We start from the raw sequence: 25,077 nt of genomic DNA on the forward strand, positions 1-25,077 counted from the left end.
CGGTGAATCCGGCCACGCCAGTCGCGTCTTCCAGGGTACTCGCCCCGGTGGGGACGCACATGTGAGGCAGACTCGAGGGGTGACTCCCTCTCTGCTCGACCGCGTGCGCGGTGCCGACGACGACGCCGTCTACGACGGGTTCGTCGCCTGGGCGGGCGAGCGGGGCCTGGTCCTGTACCCCGCGCAGGACGAGGCGGTGATCGAGCTGGTGTCGGGCGCGCACGTCATCCTGTCGACGCCCACCGGGACGGGCAAGTCGCTCGTCGCGATCGCGGCGCACGCGGCGGCCGTGGCATCCGGCCGTCGTTCCTTCTACACGGCCCCCATCAAGGCGCTCGTGAGCGAGAAGTTCTTCGCGCTCGTCGAGATCTTCGGCGCCGAGAACGTCGGCATGGTCACCGGCGACTCGTCGGTCAACCCCGACGCGCCCATCGTGTGCTGCACGGCCGAGATCCTCGCGAACATGGCGCTGCGGCACGGCGACTCTACGCCCGTGGACCAGGTCGTCATGGACGAGTTCCACTTCTACGGCGACCCCGATCGCGGGTGGGCGTGGCAGGTGCCGCTGCTGCTCATGCCGCACGCGCAGTTCCTGCTGATGTCGGCGACCCTGGGCGACGTCACGACGCTTGCCGACGACCTCGAGCGCCGCACCGGGCGCCCGGTCGCGCAGGTCACCGGCGTCGAGCGTCCGGTGCCGCTGCACTTCTCGTACGAGATCCGGCCGGTGCACGAGGTGCTCGAGCTGCTGCTCGGCGACCGCGAGGTGCCGGTCTACATCGTGCACTTCTCGCAGGCGGCCGCCGTCGAGCGCGCGCAGGCGCTGTCGAGCATGAAGATCGCCTCGCGCGAGCAGCGGGACCAGATCGCCGAGGCACTCGGCGACTTCCGCTTCTCGACCGGGTTCGGCAAGACCCTGTCGCGACTCGTGCGCGCCGGCATCGGCATCCACCATGCCGGCATGCTGCCGCGGTACCGGCGCCTCGTCGAGACGCTCGCGCAGCGCGGACTGCTGCGCGTCATCTGCGGCACCGACACTCTCGGCGTCGGCATCAACGTGCCGATCCGCACGGTCGTGGTCACCGAGCTCGCCAAGTTCGACGGCACGCGGATGCGGCAGCTGTCCGCCCGCGAGTTCCACCAGGTCGCCGGGCGCGCGGGGCGTGCGGGGTACGACCCCTACGGCAACGTGGTGGTGATGGCGCCGGAGTGGGAGATCGAGAACGCCGCGGCCCTCGCGAAGGCCGCCGACAATCCGGCCAAGCGCAAGAAGATCGTGCGCAAGAAGGCTCCGACGGGTGCCGTCAACTGGGGCAAGGGCTCGTTCGAACGGCTGGTGGATGCCGCGCCCGAGGCGCTCGTGCCGCAGTTGCAGCTGTCGGCGGCCATGCTCATCAACGTGATCGCGCGCGGCGGGGACGTGTTCGCGCACGTCCGCTCGCTCGTGTTCGACAACCACCAGACCCGTGCGCAGCAGTTCGCGCTCGCGCGGCGGGCACTGGCGATCTTCCGCACGCTGCGGGATGCCGGGATCGTCGAGGTCGGGCCGGATGACGGCATCCACCTCACCGTCGACCTGCAGCCGAACTTCGCGCTGAACCAGCCGCTGTCCCCGTTCGCGCTCGCCGCGATTGAGTTGCTCGATCCGTCGGACGAGCAGGACTCGGCGGGGTCGGGGCACTACGCGCTCGACGTCGTGAGCGTCATCGAGGCGACGCTCGACGATCCGCGCGCCATCCTCTCGCAGCAGGAGTACAAGGCGCGCGGCGAAGCCGTGGCCGCGATGAAGGCCGACGGGCTCGACTACGACCAGCGCATGGATGCGCTGGAGGAGGTCACGTATCCGAAGCCGCTCGACGAGCTGCTGCACCAGTCGTTCGAGGTGTTCGCGTCGAGTCAGCCGTGGGTGCGCGACTTCGACCTCTCGCCCAAGTCGGTCGTGCGCGACATGTTCGAGCGCGCGATGTCGTTCTCCGAGTTCGTGTCGTTCTACCAGCTCGCCCGCAGCGAGGGACTCGTACTGCGCTACCTTTCGGACGCGTACCGGGCCATTCGGCAGACCGTGCCGCGGGAGGCCCGCACGTCCGAGCTGCTCGATGTGATCGAGTGGTTGGGCGAGCTGGTGCGTCAGGTCGACTCGAGCCTCGTCGACGAGTGGGAGCAGCTGGTGCATCCTTCGGCGTCGGGGCCGGACGAGGCCGTGGTGCCGCCCGCGCCGCCGTCGGTCGTCGCGAACCACCGTGCGTTCACGGTGCTCGTGCGCAACGAGCTGTTCCGGCGCGTGCAGCTGGCCGCCCTGCAGCGCGACGACGAGCTCGTCGAGCTCGACCCCGACGTCTCATGGCCGGCGGTCTTGGATGAGTACTTCGCCGAGCATGATGCGATGGGCGTCGGCGGGCCCGCGCGCTCGCCCCGGCTGTGCGAGATCGATGAGTCCGACGCGGCGTCGGGGACGTGGCGCGTCGAGCAGACGATCGACGACCCGGAGGGCGACCACGACTGGCGCATCCGCGCGGTCGTCGACCTCGAAGAGTCGGCCGAGGTCGGCGCCGCCGTCGTACGCGTGACCGAGGTCGTGCGGCTCTAAGGCCGGCCTCAGTGCGCGTCCCATTCGCCGGGCCGCGGTTGGCGGCGGCGCGCTCCGGTGTACCTCGGATCCCACGGGAAACGCCCGCGTCGGTCGGTGTAGGTCAATTGAAGCAGGGGCACCGATGCCTCGGCCGGGCGCTGGTAATGCCGGTTGGCGCCGAAGGCGATGTCGCCGGGGTTCGGTACCTCCTCGATGAGGATCTGCCTGTCCCAGCAGGGAAGCTCGAGATTCTCGCCCGGGGTGAGGTGAGCGCCGTCGAGCACGAGTCGCGCGGCGGAGTTGAGGACGGACGAGACCAGCGGCATCCCGACGCCGACGATGACGAGCTCGGGATGGGCGATGCCGAACAGCCCGATCGTGTAGGCGAACGGTCGTTCTGACTCGGCCGAGCAGGTGCAGCCGGGAGCGGAGCATGTTCCTATGCCGATGAGCTGCAGGCAGACGCCGTGGCGGCGGACCTTGTCGGCGATGCGCGCGTCGTCTTGATCGAGCCAGGCGCTCTGCTGGGGTGTGGGGGTGGGTGACATGAGGGCGTTCCTCTCGCAAGGCATGGATGGTGTTGCGGGCACATGCCGAGCACGATAACGAGGGTCACGGACAACGCGTCGGAGTTATCCACAGGGTGCGCCGCGCGTACCGCAACCATGGGCGCGGCTCAGGTCGCCCCGCGCGACAGAGCGACGGTCCGTCCGAGGAGGGGCGTGCCGATTCCCTCACCAGTTGATGTCTGAGGAACATCAACTGGTGAGCGAATCGGGAGGGGGTGTCGGGGCCCTCACCAGTTGATAACCCAGACGTATCAAGTGGTGAGGGAATCAGGATGCCGCGCCCGGCGCCTCATCGAAACATTTCGATACCGCGGAACGTCGCGCGAGCCGCGCGCTGCGACTCGCAGGCCCGTCGAACCGCGCCGCGGCGCAGCTCGCATCCCGCCCCGTCACCTCAGCGACAGACCGCCGTCCGTCGTCAGGACCTGCCCGACCACCCACGCGCCCGCCGGCGTCGCGAGCCAGCCGATGAGCCGGGCCGGGTCGGCCGGTTCGCCGTAGCGCCCGAACGGCGTCGCGCGCATCCACGCCGCGATCTCGTCGAGCGGCCGGTCGGTCGTCTCGGGGTCGAGGTAGCCGGTGTTCACGGGTCCGGGATTGATCGTGTTGAGGATGATTCCGAGGTCCAGCAGGTCGGCGGCGACCGTCTTGGTGACGCCGGCCAGCGCCGCCTTGCTCGCGGCGTAGGCGACCTCTCCGGGCATCGGCCCGTCCTGCTGGCCCGAGGTCATCCAGAAGATGCGTCCGGTCGGTGTGGCGAACGGCTCGGCGCGCCCTGCGCGCTCGCCGGGGCGCGCGGCAGCGCCGGCCTCGGGCCGCGCGTGCCGCGCCGCGAACGCGCGCGTGAGCAGCAGCGTCGAGCGCGTGTTCGTCTCCCAGAAGGCGTCGAGGGATGCCGCGGTCTGGTCGAGCAGCGAGCCGTCGCCGCCGCTGCGCGCGTGGTTGCAGACGAGGATGTCGAGGCGCCCGGTCAGCTCGTGCGCGCCGGCGACGAGCGGCCCGATCGTGTCGGCGTCACGCAGGTCGGCGGAGGCGTCGCCGAGCCGGGCGCCGGGCTGCAGCATCCCGCTCAGCTCTGCACGGAGCGCGGCGAGGTCGTCGCCTCCCCACGGCTGATCCGCGTCGTGCGGGGCGAAGTGGTGGAAGAACACGCTCGCGCCGAGACGGGCGAACTCGGCCGCGATCGCGAAGCCGATGCCTCGACGGCGCGAGACGCCGGTGACCAGGGCCGTCTGGCCGAGCAGAGGAAGTGCGGACATGGCAATGCCTTTCTCGGATGCCGCGGCATCCGTTCGATCGAAGGGTCGGACGCTGATCACCGGCATTGCATGCGCACGACGATACCCGGGTCTCATGGCGCGCGGCGCTCGCGCGCGCGGCCGATCACCGGCAGGATGAGCGTTGTGAGCGATTCCGGCGTCGCGCTGGCCCGGCAGCGAGAGCGGCGCGCTCTGCGCCTCTCGATCATCGTGTCGTGCGGGTTCGCGCTGGTCGCGATCGTCTGGGGTCTGATCACCGGGTCGCAGGTCATGCTGCTCGACGCGATTTTCACGCCGGTGAGCCTGCTGGCCACGTGGGCGGGACTGGTCGTCTCGAAGGTGGCGTCGGAGGCTCCGACGCGGCGCTTCCCGTTCGGGCGTGACGCGCTGATCCCGCTGTTCGTGCTCGCGCAGGCGCTCGTGATGTTCGCGGGCCTTCTCTACGCGATGGTCGAGGCGGTGCGGGTGATCCTCGAGGGAGGTTCCGACGTCTCGGGCCTGTCGCTCGCGCTGTACGGCGCGTTCGGCACGATCGTGTGCACGGGAGCGTGGTGGATGCTGCGTCGCATGGCCCATGGACAGTCGCTGATCATCGCGGAAGCCGCCGGATGGCTGTCGTCGATCGGCAGCAGCGTCGTGATCGTGGTCGGCGGCATCGCGGTTCTGCTGCTCGAGCGGGCGGGGTGGTACGACGTGACGCCGTTCGCCGACTCGGTGCTCGTGCTCGTGAGCGGCATCGCGCTGGCGGTGGTGCCGATCTCGCTGGTGCGTCGCGGGGTGCGCGAACTGCAGACGCCGCGCCCCGATGCCGCCGTGGTCGCGCAGATCGACGCGGTCGTCGACGAGGTGCGGCGGCGCGAGGGACTTCCCGTGCCGCGCTCGCGGCTCGGGCGGCTGGGCAACACGATCATGGTGGAGCTGGCGTTCGTGCTGCCGGAGGGCGCCGGCGACATCGACGGCGAAGACCGCGTGCGCCGGGGCGTGACGGAGGGACTCGCAGAGCTGCCGCTGCAGCTGTGGCTGCTCGTCGAGTTCACGCACGACGCCCGGCTCGTGGACTGAGGGCGCGCGCCCTGCCCGTCGAGGCGCGGCGCGCGCAGCCGGCGGCGCACCGCTGGCCGACCCGCGACATCGAGGCTGACACCGCCCGCACGCTACTCGGCTGACCGCGGCGGGTTGTTCATGAACTCGAGGCGGATGCCGTTGTCGTCCTCGACGAACGACGCGTAGTAGCGGTCGGTGAAGCGCGGGTAGAGCTTGGGGTCGCGTACGACGGTCCAGCCGGCATCGGTCGCTATCGCGTGCAGGCGGTCGACCTCGGCGCGCGATCCGACCTCGAAGGCGAGATGTTGCCAGCCCACCCGGCCGTGCACGTGCGGGCCGCTGTCGGGCTCGCGCGCGGGCAGAAGGATGAACTCCGGTTCGCCGTCCCGAGACCAGCTCACGTCGTTCTCGCGGTCGAAGCGGTCGAAGCCCAGCGCCCTCATGATGGGGTCGAACTGTTCCCGCGCGCGATCGACGTCGGCCACGGACAGTCCCAGGTGATCGAAGATGAGCATGCGGGCGAGTCTAGGGGTGCTCTTCGCGTGCCCGCGGCGGGTTGTACATGAACTCGAGGCGGATGCCGTTGTCGTCCTCGACGAACGACGCGTAGTAGCGCTCGGTGAAGCGCGGGTACTCCTTGGGCTCGCGCACCGCCGTCCACCCGGCATCCATCGCGATCTCGTGCAGCCGGTCGACCTCGGCGCGTGAGGCGATGTCGAACGCGAGATGCTGCCAGCCGACCCGGCCGTGCACGTGCGGTCCGGTGCCGGCCTCGCGAGCGCGATACAGGAGCAGCTCGGTCTCGCCGTCGCGCGTCCACGAGGTGCCGCGGTCGTAATCGCTGCGGTCGTAGCCGAGCGCCGTCATGATCGGATCGAACTGTGCGCGGCTGCGGTCGAGGTCGTCGACGGTGATTCCCAGGTGATCGAAAACAGGCATGCCGCGAGTGTAGGGGCGGGTGCCGACATCGGTGTCGGCGGGCGCCGCTAACGTTGAAGGGGTGAGCACTCCCGCCGGCGACCCGTACGCAGACATCGTCTGGAGCGATGCCGACGCACCGCCCGACGAGTGGGCGCCCCCGCCGGAGGACGACGGGTGGATGCCGCCGGCAGAGGTCTCTGAGCGAGCGAAGCAAGACGCAGGGCCGTCGCGCGCGGCCGGACCCGCGGCATCCCGAACCTTCGCGCCGCGCCGCGACTTCACCGGAGCCGACCCGCTGCACGTGCTGCACGAGGTCTACGGGTACGACGCGTTCCGCGGTGACCAGGCCGAGATCGTCGCGCAGGTCATCGCCGGGGGCGACGCCGTCGTGCTCATGCCGACCGGCGGCGGCAAGTCGGTCACCTACCAGGTGCCCGCGCTCGTGCGCGAGGGCACGGGCCTGGTCGTGAGCCCTCTCATCGCGCTCATGCACGACCAGGTCGACGCGTTGATCGCCAACGGCGTGCGCGCCGCCTACCTCAACTCGACGCAGACGCCACCCGAGCGGGCCGCGGTCGAGCAGGCCTACCTCGCCGGTGAGCTCGACCTGCTGTATGTGGCGCCCGAGCGTCTCAACCTCGCGCAGACGACGGCGCTGCTGCAGCGCGGAGAGCTCAGCGTCATCGCGATCGACGAGGCGCACTGCGTGTCGCAGTGGGGCCACGACTTCCGCCCCGACTACCTCGCGCTCGGTGATCTGGGCGAGCGCTTCCCCGGCGTGCCGCGCATGGCGCTGACCGCCACCGCGACCCGCGAGACGCACCGCGAGCTGACCGAGCGCCTGCACCTGCCGAACGCGAAGCACTTCGTCGCCAGCTTCGACCGGCCGAACATCCAGTACCGCATCGAGCCGAAGGTCGATGTGCGCAAGCAGCTGGTGCAGTTCATCCGCACCCAGCCCGAGGGATCGGCCGGCATCGTCTACGCGCTGAGCCGCAAGAGCGTCGAGGCGACCGCCGAGCATCTGCGCGGCCAGGGCATCGACGCGCTGCCGTACCACGCGGGTCTGGATGCCGGGATGCGCGCCCGGCATCAGTCGCGGTTCCTGCGCGAGGACGGCGTCGTCATGGTCGCCACGATCGCGTTCGGCATGGGCATCGACAAGCCCGACGTGCGCTTCGTCGCGCACATCGACCTGCCCAAGTCGGTCGAGGGCTACTACCAGGAGACCGGCCGCGCCGGCCGCGACGGCGAGCCGTCGGTCGCCTGGATGGCCTATGGCCTGGGCGACGTCGTGCAGCAGCGCCGTCTCATCGACGCGTCGGAGGGCGACCGCACCTTCAAGATGCGCCTCGGGCAGCATCTCGACGCCATGCTGGCGCTGTGCGAGACGGTGGGATGCCGCCGCCAGAACCTGCTCGGATACTTCGGTCAGCCCTCCGAGCCGTGCGGCAACTGCGACACGTGCCTGCAGAAGCCCGACACGTGGGACGGCCTCGTGCCCGCCCAGAAGCTGCTCTCGACCATCGTGCGCCTGCAGCGTGAGCGCGGGCAGGCATACGGGGCGGGGCATCTCATCGACATCCTGCGCGGGGCGTCGACCGAGCGCATCGTGCGGTTCGGGCACGACAAGCTCGCCACCTACGGGATCGGCGCCGACCTCTCCGATCAGGACTGGCGCAGCGTCGTGCGACAGCTGCTGGCCCGCGGCATCCTCGTCGCGAAAGGGGAGTACGGCACCCTCGCGCTCGGCGAGGCCGCGGGTCCGGTGCTGCGCGGTGAGGCCGACGTGCCGCTGCGGCGCGACGTGCTCGGGCGCGGCGGATCACGGTCGAGCGGGCGTGCGCGCAAGGCCGCCGCTGCCGAGTCGCTGCAGCCCGCCGACCTCGAGCTGTTCGAGGCGCTGCGCACCTGGCGCGGATCCGTCGCACGCGAGCAGGGCGTGCCCGCATACATCGTCTTCGGCGATGCGACGCTGCGTGCCCTCGCCGAGCACCGGCCGGGCTCGCCCGAGGATCTCGACGGCATCACGGGCATCGGGGCCAAGAAGCGCGAGGCCTACGGCGACGCCGTGCTCGCGGTCATCGCCGAACACGGCTGAGGCGCCGGGCCCGACAGGGCGATGCGCGTGCTCAGTCGCCCTCGGCCGTGACCGGGATGTCGGTCAGCTGGAAGGCCGATCCGGCCCCGAAGGTGTCCAGAAGCTGAAGCGTGACCGTGTCGCCGGTGGCCATGGCCGGGTAGACGATCTCGGTGGTGCGCGTGTCGCCGCCGTCGAGCCGCTTGAAGGTCGACAGGTCGGTCAGGGGCAGGAGCGTGCCGGGGTCGGCCCCCGCAGCCTCGTGCAGGCCCGGAACCGTCGCCACCGATCCGTTCATGAGCGCGACGCCGGCCATCGACCGCAGCCGATCGAGCCCCGCGGGACCCGCGAACGACCCCTCGAACAGGGCGGGGCCGAATGCGCTGTCGACCGCATCGTCGGTGGCGGTGATCGTGATCGTGACGACCGGGTGGCCGTCGATCATCCGGGCGCTCGGCGCGGCGACGTGGTACGGACGGCCGCCGTCGATGTCGAGCCCCTCGGCCCCGGTGGCGGTGGGTCCGTCGATCGGCGGCACGGCCGCGGCATCCGTCGTCGTCTCGGTCTTCGCCGCGGTGTCGAGGGTCAGCTCCACGCGCCGGTTCGCGGCGCGCCCGGCGGCGGTGTCGTTCGAGGCCACCGGGTCCGCCTCGCCGCGGCCCGAGATCTCGAGCGGGTAGTCGTCGGTGTCGATGAGGTCCTTCAGCGCGTCGGCGACGGCCTGCGCCCGCTTCTTCGACAGCGCGAGGTTGTACGCGTCGGTGTCGACGCTGTCGGTGTAGCCGACCACCCGCACCGTGCCCGGTTCGCGGGTGGCGAGCTCCGTCGCGGCGTCGGCGATGACCGTCTTCGCGGCGGCGGTGAGCCGGGCGGAGTCGGTCGCGAACAGCACATCCGAGCCCAGGGAGATGTGCACCTTCTCCGCATTTTGCTCCTGCCGGGTCTGCGTGGCGGTGTCGGCCTGGAACGACGTGAGTGGGTACACCGGTGCGGACGCGGCGCCGGCGAGCGACGACTGGGAGCCGTCGTCGATGACCGGTGAGTCGTCGATGATCGGGGCGGCCGGGGGCTCGGCATCGATGACCGGGATGCCGCTGACCACGCCGCCCTGCGGGACGAGCAGCTGCAGGCTCTCGGCATCGGAGCCGGGGTCGCCGTACAGCACCTGGATGCGCCGGACCGGGCTCGCGGCCGGCGAGGAGGTCGCCGCCGGCGACGCGCTCGCCGCTGCCGCCGGAAGCTCGCCCAGCACGAAGACGGAATCGCCATCGGCGGTGACGGCGGGCGGCGCCACCCGGTCATGGGCGAGGTCGAGGAGGCGCAGCCCGGCGAGCGTCGGCACCTGCGCCCGAGAGCTCGACGACCAGACGGCGGTGATCTCGTAGTCCTCGACGTCGTCGGCGGGGGCGAGGTCGGAGGTGAGGTCCATCGTGAGGACCAGCCCGTCGTCGGTGCGCACGAGCGGATGGACCTCCGCGGTCAGCGTCGCCGGCCCCACCGTGACGGACACGTCGCCCACGATGTCTTCGGCGCCGAGCCCGGTCGGCGACGGTGAGGCCGTGCTGCGATCCGGGTCGGGGGAGGCGCTGCAACCGGTCAGGAGCAGCGCGGCGGCGATGATGCCGGTCAGAACGCGGCGGCGCATGGGGTGCTCGCTTCCGTCGATGGGCAGATCACGTCCACTCTACGGACACAGCGGCGCGACCGATGGGACTGTGCGCTCACCGATGTCGCCGCACCATGCAATCGGTTGTGCACGGTCTTCTTCGCAAATGCGGTCCATTCTGGAAAGTGGATGGCAATCGATTGACAAAAGCGCAGAACCGGCGCATCATGGAACCATGCACGCAACGACGCAGACCCGTGATGCCGCGCTCCTGCCAGCGGATGAGGAGACCCGCGACGTCGCCCTCGAGCTGTACGCAGAGGTCGCCGACGCGCCGATCCTCTCCCCGCACGGGCATGTCGACCCGGGCATTCTGCTGCGCGACGAGGCGTTCGCCGACCCGGCCGAGCTGCTGATCACGAAGGACCACTACGTCACCCGGCTGCTGTTCGCCTCGGGCGTTCCGCTGGACGAGCTCGGCGTCGGCCCCACCGCGAACGCCGACCCGCGCCGCATCTGGCGCCATCTCGCCGAGAACTGGCACCGCTTCGCCGGCACGGCGTCGGCGTACTGGCTCGAGTACGAGCTGCGCACGCTGTTCGGCATCGTCGACGAGCCCGGCGCCGACAACGCCGACGCGCTGTACGACACGATCGCGGCGCGCATCCAGGACCGCGACTTCCGTCCGCGCGCGCTGTTCGACCGGTTCGGCATCGAGGTGCTGGCCACCACCGACGACCCGCTCGACGACCTCGCCGCGCACGCGGCACTGGCATCCGACCCCGACTTCCGCGGTCGCGTGCTGCCCACCTTCCGTCCCGATGCGTACCTCGACCCTGAGGCCGCCGGCTTCGCCGACCGGGTCACGCGCCTCGTCGAGACCACCGGGCGCCCCGCGACCTTCGCCGGATACGTGCAGGCGCTGCGTGACCGCCGCGCGCACTTCCTCGCGCACGGGGCCGTCTCGGCCGACCACGGAGTGCTCGAGCCCTACACGACCGACCTCGATCCGGCCGCCGCGCAGGACCTGTTCGCCCACGCGCTCGCCGACAAGCTCGATGCCCGTGCCGCCCGCGAGTTCCGTGGGCACATGCTCTTCCAGATGGCGAAGATGAGCGTCGACGACGGCCTCGTGATGACCGTGCACCCCGGCGTGCGGCGCAACCACCACCGCCCGACCTTCGACGCCTTCGGCCCCGACACCGGGCACGACATCCCCGTCCGCACCGAGTACACCGAGAACCTGCGCCCCCTGCTCGAGGCCTTCGGCACCGAGAAGAACCTGCACCTCGTGCTGTTCACCGTCGATGAGACGAGCTTCTCGCGTGAGATCGCCCCGCTGGCCGGCTTCTACCCGAGCCTCTACATCGGGGCGCCGTGGTGGTTCCTCGACGCGCCCGATGCCATCCTCCGCTGGCGTTCGGCCGTGACCGAGACCGCCGGCTTCTACCGTTCCAGCGGCTTCATCGACGACACCCGGGCGTTCCTGTCGATCCCGGCGCGGCACGACACCTCACGACGGCTGGATGCCGCGTTCCTGGCCCGCCTCGTCGTCGAGGGTCGCGTCAGCCGGCCCACCGCGCGCCGCATCGCGCGCGACCTCGTCGACGCGATCCCGCGGGGGGTGTTCAAGCTGTGAGCGTTCCGACCACCCGGGCCGCGGCATCCCGCACCATCGCGCACCCCGCCGCCGTGGACCTGAACCGCGCGCACCTCGCCGCGGCCGGCATCCCGTCCGAGCCCGCCCCGGTGCGCATCGTGCACCTCGGGCTCGGCGCCTTCCACCGCGCGCACCAGGCCTGGTACACCCAGCGCGCCGGCGACGGCTGGGGCATCGCCGCCTTCACCGGTCGCTCGCCGCGTGCGGCCGAGACCCTCGCCGCGCAGGACGGCCTCTACGCCCTCGTCGCCCGCGGCGCGGCGGGTGATGCCGTCGAGGTCATCTCGAGCATCAGCGAGGCGCGCGACGGCGCCGATCTCGCGCGGCTGACCGAGCTGCTCGCCGACCCGGACGTGGGTGTCGTCACCCTCACCATCACGGAGGCCGGCTACCGCCTCGGCGCCGACGGCGCCCTCGACCGAGATGACGCCGATGTGCGCGCCGACGTCGAGGCTCTGCGCTCGGCGAGCGTGCGCCCCTCGCCTCAGGCGAGGGGAATGGACCACGCGAGGGCCGAATCGAGCGATTCGGCCCTCGGCTCGGCAGATCCCCTCGCCCCGGGCGAGGGCGGGGCAGGTGCGGCCAGCGCGGCCGACACAGGCGCGCGCGAAGCCGCAGCCCCTGAGACACCCCAGACCCCCGACGGGGTGACGGCAACAAGGGGTCCCGTCACTCCGCTCGGGCGCCTTCTGCTCGGCCTCGCGGCCCGCCGCGCCGCCGGCGCCGGGCCTGTCGCCGTCGTCTCGTGCGACAACGTCCCGGCCAACGGCTCCGTCACCCGGCGCGCCCTCACCGCGCTCGCGCACGAGGTCGACGGCGCCCTCGCCCAGTGGGTCGACGAGAACGTGTCGTTCGTGAGCACCAGCGTCGACCGCATCACGCCGGCCCACACCGGTGAGGTCGACGCCGTGGTCGAGGCCGGCTGGCACGACCGCGCCACGGTCGTGACCGAGCCGTTCGCCGACTGGGTGCTCGAGGGCGACTTCCCCGCCGGACGTCCCGCCTGGCACGCCGTCGGTGCCCGCTTCGTCGACGACATCGGCCCCTGGGAGGACCGCAAGCTCTGGCTGCTCAACGGCGCGCACACGATCCTCGCGGTCGCCGGCCCCGACCGCGGGCACGCCACCGTCGCCGACGCATTCGCCGACGACGCCTGCCACGCGCTCGTCGAGGCGTTCTGGGCCGAGGCCGTCACCTGCCTGCCCGACGACGTCGAGACCGTCGACTACCGCGCGCAGCTGGCCGAGCGCTTCGCCAACCCGCGCATCGTGCACCGGCTCGACCAGATCGCCGCCGAGACCACGACCAAGATCCGGTACCGCATCGTGCCGATCGCCGCGCGGCTGCACGAGCGGGGAGAGGATGCCGCGGCCTGCGCCGACGCGCTCGCGAGCTGGATCGCCGCCGCCGTGGCCGGCATCCCCGCCCCCGACCGTGAGGCCGAGGACGTCCGGGCCGCGGCATCCACCCCCGATCCCGTCGCGGCGCTGCTGCACCTCGTCGGGGCGGACCTCGATTCCGAATTCATCGCCCGGGTGCGCGCCCGGGCCACCGTGTGAGGACGCACGTCATGCTCAAACCGAAGATCACCGCCACCCGCGAGCTCGTCTCCCTCGACGGCCTGTGGGCGTTCGCCGTCGACGACGACGCCGTGCCCGAGCCGTGGACGGCACCGCTCGCGACCACGCGCGAGGCGCCCGTGCCCGCCAGCTACAACGACCTGTTCACCGATCCCGAGATCCGTGACCACGTCGGCTGGGTCTGGTACCAGCGCACCGTGCGCGTTCCGCGCGGCTGGGCCGGCGAGCGCGTGGTCGTGCGGGTGGATGCCGCGACCCACGCGGGCGTCGTGTACGTCGACGACCATCGGGTCGCCGCCCACGAAGGCGGGTACCTGCCGTTCGAGATCGATGTCACCGACGTCGTCTCACCCGGCGCCGAGTTCCGCCTGACGATCGGCGTGAGCAACGAGCTGACGCCGGAGACGATCCCGCCGGGGGAGATCGTCGAGCGGCCCGACGGCCGCCGCAGCCAGACCTACCTGCACGACTTCTACAACTACGCGGGCCTCGCCCGGTCGGTGTGGCTCGCGAGCCGCCCCGCGGTGCACGTCGACGACGTCACCGTCGTCACCGGCATCGACGGTGCCGACGGCATCGTGGACTATCGCGTCGATGTGGTGGGCAACGCCGCCGTGCGCGTGCGCCTTCTCGACGAGAGCGGGGTCGAGGTCGCCGCCGCGGACGGTGCCGCCGGCACCCTCCGCGTGCCCGACGCGACCCTGTGGCGGCCCGGGGCTGCCTATCTGTACACGCTCGTCGCCGAGGCCGTCGTCGCGGATGCGGTGGTCGACGAGTATCCGCAGACCGTCGGCATCCGCACCGTCGCCGTCGACGGCGGCCGCTTCCTCATCAACGGAGAGCCGTTCCACTTCACCGGCTTCGGCAAGCACGAAGACTCCGCGGTGCGCGGCAAGGGACACGACGACGCGTACCTCGTGCACGATTTCGAACTCATGCACTGGATCGGCGCGAACTCGTTCCGCACCTCGCACTATCCGTACGCCGAGGAGGTCATGGACTACGCCGACCGCCACGGCATCGTCGTCATCGACGAGACCCCCGCGGTCGGGCTGAACAAGGCCATCGGCGGCGGCATCGGCATCGTCGGAACCGACGGCACGCGGTTCCAGGATCAGTTCGGCCCCGGGCTGCAGGAGGCCCACAAGCGGGAGATCCGCGGACTCATCGCCCGTGACAAGAACCACCCGAGCGTGGTCATGTGGTCGATCGCGAATGAGCCCGACTCGATGTCGGAGGGGACCGACGAGTACTTCGCTCCGCTGTTCTCGCTCGCCCGGGAACTCGACCCGTCGCGTCCGGTCACGTTCGTGAACGTGATGCTCGCCCCGCCGGAGGTGTGCCGGGTCTCGAAGTACGCCGACGTGCTGTGCCTGAACCGCTACTACGGCTGGTACGTCGACGGCGGCGACCTCGCATCGGCCGAGGCGAACCTCGAGCGCGAGCTGCGGGCGTGGGCGGAGAAGTACGGCAAGCCCATGATCATGACCGAGTACGGCGCCGACACGATCGCCGGCTTCCACTCGGTGTGGGACCAGCCGTGGACCGAGGAGTACCAGGTGCGGCTGCTCGACGTGTACCACCGGGTCTTCGACCGCATCCCGACGATGATCGGCGAGCAGGTGTGGAACTTCGCCGATTTCCAGACGTCGTCCGGCTTCTTCCGGGTCGACGGGAACAAGAAGGGCGTCTTCACGCGCGATCGCAGGCCCAAGGCCGTCGCGCACGCCCTTCGTGCGCGCTGGACAGCCCCGCGCGCGAACGACTGATCGCGGCATCCCGCACGCGAGCGCAAGGAGGCGTCACCATGACCGCAACCGTCCCGGCGGAGCACAGGCTCCCACGGCACAGCATCATCGGCTACGGAGCCGGGGATGCCGCGAACAACCTCGCCTTCACGACGGCGACCATGTTCCTGCTGATCTACTACACCGACGTGGCCGGCATCGCCGCGGCGACGGTGGGCACGATCTTCCTGGTGCTGCGGATCGTCGACGCGTTCGCCGACATCGCCGTGGGCCGGCTCGTCGACAGGGTCAACACCCGGCGCTGGGGCAAGTTCCGGCCGTTCCTCATCTTCGGCTCGCTGCCGCTGCTGCTCCTGCTCGTGGCGACCTTCCACGTGCCGCAGATCGGCCAGACCGGGATGATCGTCTACGCCTATCTCACCTACGGCCTGCTGAACATCGCCTACTCGCTCGTGAACATCCCCTACGGCTCGCTCGCCGCGGCGATGACGCAGAGCCCGAGCGGGCGGGCGAAGCTCGCGACGGCGCGCAGCATCGGTGCGGTCGTGACCGGATCGGCCCTCGGCATCTTCATCTCGCCCCTGCTGGGGACCAAGGCCGACCTGCAGGGCGTGTTCACGACGGTGACGATCTCGTTCGTGTTCATCGGGCTCGCCCTGTACCTGTTCACGGCGTTCTCGACGAAGGAGCGCGTGCACCGCGCCGTGCCGCACGTCACCATGCGCCAGTCGTTCGCGACGCTGAAGGGCAACAAGCCGCTGCTGCTGCTGTGCGTCAGCTCGGTGCTGTTCCTGACCGGCATGATCTCGATGTCGACCGCGCAGATCTACCTCATGCGCGATGTCTTCGACAGTCTGTACCTCGTGCCGTATCTGTCGGGTGCCCAGCTGGTCGCGGTGTTCGCGATCTCGCCCTTCGTCCCTGCGATCGTGCGTCGCTTCGGCAAGCGCACCGCATACATCGCCTCTGCCGGTGTCGGCGTGGTGGGACTCGCGGTGGCCGCGTTCGCGCCGAACGGCGCCGTCGCCTTCGGCGCCCTGCTCGTGGCGATGCTCGGCGTTCTGCTCGTGAACATGCTCGTCTGGGCCATCGAGGCCGACACCGTCGAGTACGGCGAGTGGAAGACGGGCGTGCGCGCCGAAGGCATCACCTACGCACTCTTCTCGTTCACGCGCAAGACCGGTCAGGCCGTCGGCGGCGCCGTCGCCGCCTACGCGATCGGCATCGGCGGCTATGTCGCCGGCGCGTCGACCCAGAGTCCCGGCGCGGACTGGGGTATCCGCGCCGGGGCGGCAGCATTGCCCGCGGTGTGCGTCGCCGCCGCCGCGCTCGTGATGCTGGCCTATCCCCTCACCGACAAGGTGCACGCCCGGATCGTGGCCGAGATCCGCGAGCGTCGCGAGGCCGCCACGGCCGAGGACGGCCCGGTCGCGGCATCCCTCGCCCTCGCCGGCGCGGCAGCGGTGGAAGACATCGATCCTGCGACCGTGCAGGAGGACGTGGCACTGTCCACGGCGGCCTTCCGCACGGGCAAGGCCCGGCCGGGCGCCCTCGCGCATCGCAGCAAGAAGTAGACGAGACAACCCAGGAGGAATCCCATGATCATCGACAAGGCAGAGGTCATCGTCAGCAGTCCCGACCGCAACTTCGTGACGCTCAAGCTCACGACCGACGACGGTCTGACCGGCATCGGCGACGCGACGCTGAACGGCCGCGAGCTGGCGGTGGTGACCTATCTCACCGAGCACGTCGTGCCGCTGCTGATCGGCACGGACGCGTCGCGCATCGAAGACACCTGGCAGTTCCTGTACCGCTCGGCGTACTGGCGTCGCGGGCCCGTCACGATGGCGGCGATCGCCTCGGTCGACATGGCGCTGTGGGACATCAAGGGCAAGGCCGCCGGCATGCCGGTGTACCAGCTGCTGGGCGGTGCGAGCCGGCGCGGGCTGCTCACCTACGGGCACGCGTCGGGCAAGGAGATCCCCGAGCTGTTCGACTCGATCCGCGAGCATCTCGAGAAGGGGTACCGGGCGATCCGGGTGCAGACCGGTGTGCCGGGCCTGAAGGCGATCTACGGGATCGCCTCGCAGGGTGCCGACCAGGGCGAGCCCGGCGTGCGCTACGACCACGAGCCGGCGCGCCGTGGGGCGAAGCCGGTGGAAGAGGACTGGGACACCCGCGCGTACCTGCGGCACGTGCCGGGCGTGTTCGAGGCGGTCCGCAACGAGTTCGGGCCCGAGATCCCGCTGCTGCACGACGGCCACCACCGGATGACGCCGATCCAGGCCGCCAAGCTCGGAAAGTCGCTCGAGCCGTACGACCTGTTCTGGCTCGAGGACTGCACTCCCGCCGAGAACCAGGAGGCCCTGCGGCTGGTGCGTCAGCACACGACCACGCCGCTGGCGATCGGCGAGATCTTCAACACGGTGTGGGACTTCAAGGACATCATCCGCGACCAGCTCATCGACTACGTGCGCGGCGCCGTCACGCACATGGGCGGCATCTCGCCGCTGAAGAAGACGCTCGACTACGCCGCGATGTACCAGATCAAGTCGGGCATGCACGGGCCGACCGACGTGTCGCCGGTGGGCATGGCCGCCGCCATGCACCTGGGCCTCGCCATCCACAACTTCGGCATCCAGGAGTACATGCAGCACGGCGAGAAGACGAACCAGGTCTTCGAGCAGTCGTTCACGTGGGAGAACGGGATGCTGCACCCCGGCGACAAGCCCGGCCTGGGGGTGGAGCTGAACACCGACGAGGCGGGCAAGTACCCTTACGAGCAGGCTTATCTGCCCTACAACCGACTCGCCGACGGGACCGTGCATGACTGGTGACGCCCTACCGCCCCTCGTCGTGATGGGCGTGTCGGCATCGGGCAAGAGCGCGGTCGGCGAGCAGCTCGCCGACCGGCTCGGAGTCGCCTACGTCGACGCCGACGATCTGCACCCGCAGGCCAACGTCGACAAGATGTCGGCGGGGATCCCGCTGGATGACGCGGACCGGTGGCCGTGGCTGGATGCCGTGGCTGCACGCCTCGCCGGAGGGCCCGTCGTCATCGCCTGTTCGGCGCTGAAGCGCGCCTATCGGGACCGGCTGCGACAGGCGGCGCCCGAGACCGTGTTCGTGCATCTGACCGGCGATCGCGCGGTGCTCGAAGACCGCATCGCCGACCGGGAGGGGCACTTCATGCCGGCGAGCCTGCTGCAGTCGCAGCTCGACACACTCGAAGACCTAAGCTCGGACGAGGCGGGGTTCACCCTGGACTTCGCCGAGCCGGTCGACGCCCTGGTCGACGAGGCGGTGGAACGGATCCGATGAGCACGCAGACGACGACGGGCGACGACCCGGCCGAGGCGATCCTCGCGCGCATCCACGCGCGCGGGGGAGCGCCGACCATCTACGACATCGCCGAGCTCGCCGGCGTCAACCCCTCCACCGTCTCGCGTGCGCTCGGCAAGCCGGGGCGGATCAGCGCCGCGACCGCCGCGAAGGTGCGTGCGGCCGCCGAGCGACTTGACTTCCGCGTCAACCCGATGGCGCGCGCCCTGCAGACCGGCAAGACGAAGATGATCGGTCTGGTGCTGGCCGACATCACCAACCCGGTCGTGTTCGGCATCGTGCGCGGCGCGGAGCATGCCGCCGCCGAGGCGGGCTACACCCTGGTCATCGCCGAGTCGCAGGAGTCGGGCGAGAACGAGGCCGAGGCGATCGAGCGACTGCTGCCGAGCGTCGATGCGCTCGTGCTGGCCACCACGCGCCTGGCCGCGGGACGCATCACCGAACTCGCCGACCGCAAGCCCGTCATCCTCATCAATCGTGCCGTCGACGGCGTCGACAGCGTGCTCCCCGACATCGACGCCGGCGTGGTCGAGCTGATCGACCACCTGGCATCGCTCGGGCACCGCTCGGTCGCGTTCCTCGCCGGTCCCGACACGTCGTGGATCAGCGCACGTCGCTGGTCGAGCATCCTGGCGGCGGCCGAGGCGCGCGACATGGCGATCGTCGAGATCGGCCCGAATGCGCCCACGATCACCGGCGGGCGCGAGGCGCTGCGGCGCGTGAGCGCATCACGGGTGACGGCCGTGATCGCGTACAACGACCTGATGGCCCTCGGGCTCATGCAGGAGGCCGCGGCCGCCGGCATCCCGGTCCCCGATCGACTGAGCGTCGTGGGCTTCGACGACATCTTCGGCAGCGAGCTGATCTCGCCCACGCTCACCACGGTGGGGACCGATCTGATGGCCGCCGGGCGGCAGGCCGTCGAGCGGCTGCTCGCGGAGGACGACGCGGACTGCGATCTCGAGCCGCTGCCGACCCGCCTGATCGTGCGCGGCTCGACGGGCTCTGCCGCCGTCTGACATCTGCGCGGCGTCGTGTCGGCGCCGGGCGCATTCCGCGCGCCGGCGCTCGCCGCCGCGCATGTTCCACGCCCCGGGAGTGATGCGGCCCGCGCCCCGGGAGTGACGCGGTCCGCGCCCCGGGAGTGACGGCGCCCACGCCCCGGGAGTGACGGGGCCCGCGCCGTGGGACCGGTCACAAAGGTAACGATTTTGACAATCGGTTGCCATGCGGTGACGGGTGCCCTATAGTTGCCGATGTCGAGTGGGTTTCCGGGACTGGCTGGCAACCGATTGACACTCAGCGTGGAGCACCCGAAGGAGAAGACACGATGAAGTTTCGTCCACTGGCGGCGGGTATCGCCGTCCTGACAGCGGCGACCGTCGCGCTCGCCGGTTGCGCCGGCGGCGGTGGCGCCGCGACCGGCGGCACGACCGCGGGGAAGACCCTGACACTCGGCTCGCTGAGCAATGTCACCTCGTTCGACCCCGCCCAGGCCCACCTCGGGCATCTCATGCCGACGTATCAGGCGGCCTACGACACGCTGATCCTGCGTGAGCCCGACGGTACGCTGGCGCCGATGCTCGCCACCAAGTGGGAGTACAACGACGACCAGACGCAGCTGACCCTCGACCTGCGCGACGACGTCACCTTCACCGACGGGGCGAAGTTCGACGCAGCGGCGGCCAAGGCGAACCTCGACCACTTCAAGTCCGCGAACGGCCCCGACGCCAACGAGGCGAAGTCCATCAAGGACGTCCAGGTCGTCGACGACGACACGGTCCGCGTCGACCTCACCGAGGCGGACCCGGCCATGCTCTACTACCTGAGCCAGGCCGCAGGCTTCATGGGCAGCCCGAAGGCGCTCGGCACCGAGGCCATCAAGACCGATCCGGTCGGCAGCGGCCCCTACGTGCTCGACAAGGCGGCGAGCGTCAACGGTTCGCAGTTCACGTTCACGAAGAACCCGAAGTACTGGAACAAGGATCTGCAGAAGTACGACAAGGTCGTCGTCAAGATCCTCCCCGACGTCACCGCGCGGTTGAACGCCATCGTGTCGGGCCAGGTCGACGCCGTGCTGCTCGATCCCAAGACGGCTCCGAAGGCGGAGCAGGCGGGGCTCACCCAGACCAAGTGGACCAACGACTGGTCGGGTCTGCTGCTGTTCGATCGTGACGGCAAGATCGTGCCGGCGCTCAAGGACGTCAAGGTGCGCCAGGCCATCAACTACGCGTTCGACCGCAAGACCATGCTCAAAGAGGTCATGGGCGGTGAGGGCGAGGTCACCTCGCAGGTGTTCGGGAAGTCGAACGATGCCTACATCCCGGCGCTCGACGACGCCTACCCGTACGACCCGGCGAAGGCCAAGCAGCTGCTCAGCGAGGCGGGTTACCCCGACGGCTTCTCGATGAACGTGCCCCTTCTGCCCGGCACCGAGAGCATCATGGCCGTGGTCAAGCAGCAGCTCGCCGACGTCGGCATCACGATCAAGCTGAGCTCGGTCCCGCAGACGAGCTACGTGAGCGACATCATCGCCGGCAAGTTCCCGCTCGCGTGGTTCCAGATCTTCCAGGGCGAGCCGTGGGTGGCGATCCGGCAGATGATCACGACGGATGCCGCGTACAACCCGTTCCACACCACGAGCGACGAGCTGCAGGCCGACATCGACGCCGTGCAGACCGGCGGCGACAAGGCCGGCGAGCTCGCCAAGAAGGTCAATCAGTACGTGACCGACAACGCGTGGTTCGCGCCCTGGTTCCGCGTGAACCAGCAGTACTTCACCAACGCCAAGAAGGTCAAGGTCGAGGTGCAGATCCAGCAGGCCGTGCCGAACCTCTACAACTACTCGCCGGCATCCTGACCACGGTGCGGGGGAGCACGGCTCCCCCGCACCCCCACCCCACGGATTGACATCATGCTCATCTTCATCATCCGGCGCCTCGTATCGGGGGTGACCGTCCTCGTCGCGCTCTGCTGCGTCACGTTCTTCCTCCTGTACTACTCGGGGTCGAACATCGCGCAGAACATCCTCGGTGAGTTCGCCACCTCCGACCAGATCGCGGCGAAGGAGCACGAGCTGGGGCTCGACCAGCCGCTCATCGTGCGCATGCTGAACTGGTTCGGCGGCGCACTGCACGGCGACCTCGGCACCTCCTGGTTCACGAACGAGCCCGTCACCCAGTCGCTGCTCAGCCGGCTCCCGGTGACGCTCGCGCTCATCGTCACGGCCACGATCGGGATCGCGATCCTCGCCTCCGGATTCGGCATCGCCGCGGCGGTCAAGCGCGGCGGGGTCGACCGGCTGCTGCAGACCGGCGCGGTCGTCGGGCAGGCGATCCCCGAGTTCGTCTTCGCCATCATCCTCGTCACCGTCTTCGCGATCGGTCTCGGCTGGTTCCCCGCCACGGGCAGCATCGCGCCGGGCGCCGGCGGCGCCGCGTGGATCGCCTCGCTCGCCCTGCCCGTCATCGCGCTCGTCATCAACGGGCTCACCAGCACCGCGCAGCAGATCCGCAGCGCCGTCATCGGCGAGCTCGAGCGCGACTACGTGCGCACTCTGCGCAGCCGTGGCACCCCCGAGCCGGTCATCCTCTTCAAACACGTCATGCGCAGCGCCGCGCCGGCGGGGCTGACGGTGCTCAGCCTGCACTTCATCGGCATGCTCGGCGGGGTCGTCATCATCGAGCAGATCTTCGCCCTCCCGGGCATGGGCGCGCTCGCCGTGCAGTCGACGACGCTCGGCGACACCCCGCTCGTCATGGGTGTGGTCGTCTACACCGTCGTCATCGTCATCATCGTCAACCTGCTCGTGGATCTCGCGAACGGGTGGCTGAACCCCAAGGTGCGTGTCTCATGAGTCAGGAAACCGCCTTCGAAGTCGAGGCTCCCGCGCCCGACCAGGTATCGCGCACGCACGTGGTCAAGCGCGTGCTGCGCAACCCGCTCGGCCTGACCGCCCTCATCATCCTCGCGGTCCTGCTGGTCGTCGCGGTGTGTGCGCAGTGGATCGCCCCGTTCGATGCGAATCACGCCGACATCGCCAAGACGCTGGCCGGTCCCGATGCGACGAACATCCTGGGGACCGACAGCGCCGGTCGCGACACCTTCAGCCGGCTCGTGCTGGCCACCCAGACGACGCTGCTGGCCGCCCTGCTGTGTGCGGCGGTCGCCATCGCGCTCGGACTGCCGTCCGGTCTGATCGCAGGGTACTACTCGGGCTGGTTCGACTCGGTCGCCGGCTGGATCGTGAACATGTTCATGGCGGTGCCCGGCATCATCCTGCTGCTGACCATCCGCGCCGCGTTCGGGCCGAGCGTCTGGATCTCGATGATCGCGTTCGGCATCCTCATCAGCCCCGGCTATTTCCGACTGACCCGCACCGCGGTCCAGTCCGTGCGCAACGAGCTGTACGTCGACGCGGCGCGCGTGTCGGGACTGAGCGACGCCCGCATCATCTCGCGGCACATCTTCGCCGTGGTCCGCGCCCCGATCATCATCCAGACCGCGATCGTGTGCGGCATCGCGATCAGCATCCAATCCGGACTGGAGTTCCTCGGACTCGGCGATCCCGCGGTGGCGACCTGGGGTGTGATGGTCAGCGAGGGGTTCACGAATGTGTACCTCGCGCCGATGCTGCTGGTGTGGCCCGTGGCCGCGATCGGCATCACCATCGGGGCGCTCGTGCTGCTGGGCAACGCGATCCGCGATGCCCTCGAGGACCGCGAGAAGGTGCCCCGGTCGAAGGCGGTGCCCACGATCGCGCTGGCGTCCACCAACCGCGTCGTGATCCCCGCCGACTCCGATGAGGAGCACCTGCTGGCGGTGGAGAACCTCGCCGTCGGCTACCCGCAGCGCGGCGGGGCGATCAAGCGCGTCGTCAACGACGTGTCGTTCACCGTCGATCGCGGCGAAGTGCTCGGGATCGTCGGCGAGTCCGGCTCGGGCAAGTCGCAGACGGCCTTCTCGATCCTCGGTCTGCTGCCGGCCGAAGCGCGGATCCTCGGCGGCAGCATCGAGTTCGACGGCCAGTACACGGTCGCTCCGGGTGAGACCACGGTGAGTCAGTCGCGGCTCGCGAAGCTGCGCGGCAAGCGCATCTCGTACATTCCCCAGGAGCCCATGTCGAACCTCGACCCGGCCTACCGGATCGGCTCGCAGCTGGTGGCACCGATGGTGCGCACGCTGGGCATCTCCAAGGCCGAGGCCAGGCGACGCGCCCTGCAGCTGCTGCGCGACGTCGGCATCACCGACCCGGAGCGCACGTTCCGGGCGTATCCGCACGAGGTGTCGGGCGGCATGGCGCAGCGCGTGCTGATCGCGGGTGCGATCAGCTGCGAGCCCGACCTGATCATCGCCGACGAGCCGACGACCGCGCTCGATGTCACGGTGCAGGCGGATGTCCTCGATCTGCTGCGCGATCTGCAGAAGCGGCTCGGCGTGGGCGTCATCCTCGTGACGCACAACTTCGGCGTCGTCGCCGACCTCTGCGACCGGGTCATCGTCATGCAGCAGGGGCGCATCGTCGAGGGCGGCGAGCTTCGCGAGGTGCTGCACTACACCGAAGAGCCGTACACGAAGCGGCTGCTCGGATCGATGCTCGTCGGCAAGGAGCCGATGACGATGCTGACCGTTCCCGAGGGGGGAGAGGGATCATGACCAGCGAGCTGCTCCGGGTGCGCGACCTCGTCGTCGAGTACCCGGCCAAGGGGTTCCGGGCGAAGCCCTTCCGGGTGCTGAAGGGCGTGTCGCTCGAGATCGGCGCCGGTGAGACCGTGGGCCTCGTCGGAGAGTCGGGATCGGGCAAGACGACGCTCGGACGCGCCGTCCTCGGTCTCGCGCCCGTCACCGACGGCACGATCACGTTCGACGGCGCCGACATCAGCCATGCGAACCGCCGGCAGCGGCAGAAGCTCGGGCGCGATCTGCAGGTGGTCTTCCAAGACCCCTACACGTCGCTGAACCCCGCCATGCAGATCGGCGACATCCTCGCCGAACCGCTCGGCGTGCAGGGCATCGGCGCGAAGCAGTCGCGGGCGCGCGTGAAAGAGCTGCTCGACCACGTGAACCTGCCCTCCGACGCCCTGCAGCGTCAGCCGCGCGAGTTCTCCGGCGGCCAGCGCCAGCGCGTCGCCATCGCGCGGGCCCTCGCACTCTCACCGAAGCTCATCGTGTGCGACGAGCCGGTCTCGGCCCTCGACCTGACGACGCAGGCGACCGTGCTCGACCTGCTGCTGCAGATTCAACGCGAGACCGGGGTCTCCTACCTGTTCATCTCGCACGATCTCGACGTCGTACGGCATCTGAGCCACCGTGTGGCGGTGCTCTATCACGGCGAGATCGTCGAGTACGGCGATGCACGACAGGTGACCGAGCGTCCGGAGCACCCGTACACGCAGCGGCTGCTCCTGGCGTCTCCGGTCCCGGACCCGGACGCCCAGGCGCTCCGGCGCGAAGAGCGTCAGGAGCTCGCCGCCTCGCGCTGAGTTCGCGGGCACCGCGAGGCCGGGGATTCCCGCCGAGACCCAGGGCGTCGCCCGCGGTCTCGGCGGGATTCCCCTGTTTCGGCGCTTTGTGCCGGGACTGGGATGGATGCCGCGGCCCGCGGCCCGCGGCCCGCCGGGGCGGCTGCCGCTGCGGCCCGCGCGGCGCGCAGCCCGCACCGCGTGCGGGTGCCCTCGGCGGACGACGCCGCGCCCGAGG

19 protein-coding genes are annotated in these 25,077 nt (G+C 70.3%); 14 read left to right on the top strand and 5 right to left on the bottom strand.

From position 1 onward, the window contains the following. The first annotated feature begins 79 nt into the window (after positions 1–79). The gene (locus tag ABMQ42_RS02685; protein WP_349721205.1) at positions 80–2,587 is read left to right on the top strand and encodes a DEAD/DEAH box helicase; all 2,508 of its coding nucleotides are present in this window, start codon (positions 80–82) and stop codon (positions 2,585–2,587) included. An 8-nt stretch (positions 2,588–2,595) separates the two neighbouring features. Here the strand turns inward: ABMQ42_RS02685 and ABMQ42_RS02690 are convergent, their stop codons facing one another. Together ABMQ42_RS02690 and ABMQ42_RS02695 are read right to left on the bottom strand one after the other, a co-directional pair. Beyond that, positions 2,596–3,117 (bottom strand): DUF4262 domain-containing protein, encoded by a 522-nt coding sequence (locus tag ABMQ42_RS02690; RefSeq protein WP_349721207.1) that lies wholly within the window; start codon positions 3,115–3,117, stop codon positions 2,596–2,598. Between the two features lie 410 nt (positions 3,118–3,527). Next, positions 3,528–4,397, bottom strand: a complete 870-nt coding sequence (locus tag ABMQ42_RS02695) for an SDR family oxidoreductase (protein WP_349721208.1) — start codon at positions 4,395–4,397, stop codon at positions 3,528–3,530. 144 nt (positions 4,398–4,541) lie between these two features. Here ABMQ42_RS02695 and ABMQ42_RS02700 point away from each other — a divergent pair, with 144 nt between their 5' ends. Next, entirely contained in the window at positions 4,542–5,459 is a 918-nt protein-coding gene (locus tag ABMQ42_RS02700; RefSeq protein ID WP_349721209.1) for a cation efflux transmembrane domain-containing protein, read from the top strand. Between the two features lie 92 nt (positions 5,460–5,551). On the opposite strand, the gene ABMQ42_RS02705 is transcribed toward ABMQ42_RS02700, so the two are convergent. Then, positions 5,552–5,956, bottom strand: a complete 405-nt coding sequence (locus tag ABMQ42_RS02705) for a VOC family protein (protein WP_349721210.1) — start codon at positions 5,954–5,956, stop codon at positions 5,552–5,554. Positions 5,957–5,966: 10 nt separating this feature from the next. Beyond that, the gene (locus ABMQ42_RS02710) at positions 5,967–6,380 is read right to left on the bottom strand and encodes a VOC family protein (protein WP_349721212.1); all 414 of its coding nucleotides are present in this window, start codon (positions 6,378–6,380) and stop codon (positions 5,967–5,969) included. A 160-nt stretch (positions 6,381–6,540) separates the two neighbouring features. Between ABMQ42_RS02710 and recQ the strand changes: the two genes are divergently transcribed. Next, positions 6,541–8,463 carry a DNA helicase RecQ gene (gene recQ, locus ABMQ42_RS02715; RefSeq protein ID WP_502884598.1) on the top strand — a complete coding sequence of 641 codons (1,923 nt, stop codon included), beginning with the start codon at positions 6,541–6,543 and terminating at the stop codon, positions 8,461–8,463. Between the two features lie 31 nt (positions 8,464–8,494). On the opposite strand, the gene ABMQ42_RS02720 is transcribed toward recQ, so the two are convergent. Continuing rightward, positions 8,495–10,087, bottom strand: a complete 1,593-nt coding sequence (locus ABMQ42_RS02720) for an OmpA family protein (RefSeq protein WP_349721216.1) — start codon at positions 10,085–10,087, stop codon at positions 8,495–8,497. Positions 10,088–10,283: 196 nt separating this feature from the next. Here ABMQ42_RS02720 and uxaC point away from each other — a divergent pair, with 196 nt between their 5' ends. The 11 genes from uxaC (at position 10,284) to ABMQ42_RS02775 (ending at position 24,860) form a co-directional block, all read left to right on the top strand. Continuing rightward, positions 10,284–11,687, top strand: a complete 1,404-nt coding sequence (gene uxaC / locus ABMQ42_RS02725) for a glucuronate isomerase (protein WP_349721218.1) — start codon at positions 10,284–10,286, stop codon at positions 11,685–11,687. Then, positions 11,684–13,267 carry a mannitol dehydrogenase family protein gene (locus tag ABMQ42_RS02730; protein WP_502884580.1) on the top strand — a complete coding sequence of 528 codons (1,584 nt, stop codon included), beginning with the start codon at positions 11,684–11,686 and terminating at the stop codon, positions 13,265–13,267. Before uxaC ends, ABMQ42_RS02730 begins: the two co-directional genes overlap by 4 nt. An 11-nt stretch (positions 13,268–13,278) precedes the next feature. Then, positions 13,279–15,057 (top strand): beta-glucuronidase, encoded by a 1,779-nt coding sequence (gene uidA / locus ABMQ42_RS02735; RefSeq protein WP_349721219.1) that lies wholly within the window; start codon positions 13,279–13,281, stop codon positions 15,055–15,057. Between the two features lie 38 nt (positions 15,058–15,095). Then, positions 15,096–16,610, top strand: coding sequence for a glucuronide transporter (uidB, locus tag ABMQ42_RS02740; protein ID WP_349721221.1), 1,515 nt, complete (start codon positions 15,096–15,098; stop codon positions 16,608–16,610). A gap of 24 nt (positions 16,611–16,634) precedes the next feature. Further along, on the top strand, positions 16,635–17,873 hold the full coding sequence (gene manD / locus ABMQ42_RS02745) for a D-mannonate dehydratase ManD (RefSeq protein ID WP_349721222.1): 1,239 nt from the start codon (positions 16,635–16,637) through the stop codon (positions 17,871–17,873). Beyond that, positions 17,863–18,357 (top strand): gluconokinase, encoded by a 495-nt coding sequence (locus tag ABMQ42_RS02750; protein WP_349721223.1) that lies wholly within the window; start codon positions 17,863–17,865, stop codon positions 18,355–18,357. Before manD ends, ABMQ42_RS02750 begins: the two co-directional genes overlap by 11 nt. Continuing rightward, entirely contained in the window at positions 18,354–19,397 is a 1,044-nt protein-coding gene (locus ABMQ42_RS02755; RefSeq protein WP_349721224.1) for a LacI family DNA-binding transcriptional regulator, read from the top strand. The genes ABMQ42_RS02750 and ABMQ42_RS02755 overlap by 4 nt, the downstream gene beginning before the upstream one ends. 311 nt (positions 19,398–19,708) lie before the next feature. Further along, the gene (locus ABMQ42_RS02760; protein ID WP_349721226.1) at positions 19,709–21,238 is read left to right on the top strand and encodes an ABC transporter substrate-binding protein; all 1,530 of its coding nucleotides are present in this window, start codon (positions 19,709–19,711) and stop codon (positions 21,236–21,238) included. Between the two features lie 54 nt (positions 21,239–21,292). Next, the gene (locus tag ABMQ42_RS02765) at positions 21,293–22,234 is read left to right on the top strand and encodes an ABC transporter permease (protein ID WP_349721227.1); all 942 of its coding nucleotides are present in this window, start codon (positions 21,293–21,295) and stop codon (positions 22,232–22,234) included. Next, positions 22,231–24,033 (top strand): dipeptide/oligopeptide/nickel ABC transporter permease/ATP-binding protein, encoded by a 1,803-nt coding sequence (locus ABMQ42_RS02770; RefSeq protein WP_349721228.1) that lies wholly within the window; start codon positions 22,231–22,233, stop codon positions 24,031–24,033. The genes ABMQ42_RS02765 and ABMQ42_RS02770 overlap by 4 nt, the downstream gene beginning before the upstream one ends. Then, positions 24,030–24,860 carry an ATP-binding cassette domain-containing protein gene (locus ABMQ42_RS02775; protein WP_349721229.1) on the top strand — a complete coding sequence of 277 codons (831 nt, stop codon included), beginning with the start codon at positions 24,030–24,032 and terminating at the stop codon, positions 24,858–24,860. The genes ABMQ42_RS02770 and ABMQ42_RS02775 overlap by 4 nt, the downstream gene beginning before the upstream one ends. Positions 24,861–25,077 lie beyond the last annotated feature (217 nt).

This window comes from Microbacterium sp. KR10-403, assembly GCF_040196215.1.
Classification (GTDB): Bacteria; Actinomycetota; Actinomycetes; order Actinomycetales; family Microbacteriaceae; genus Microbacterium.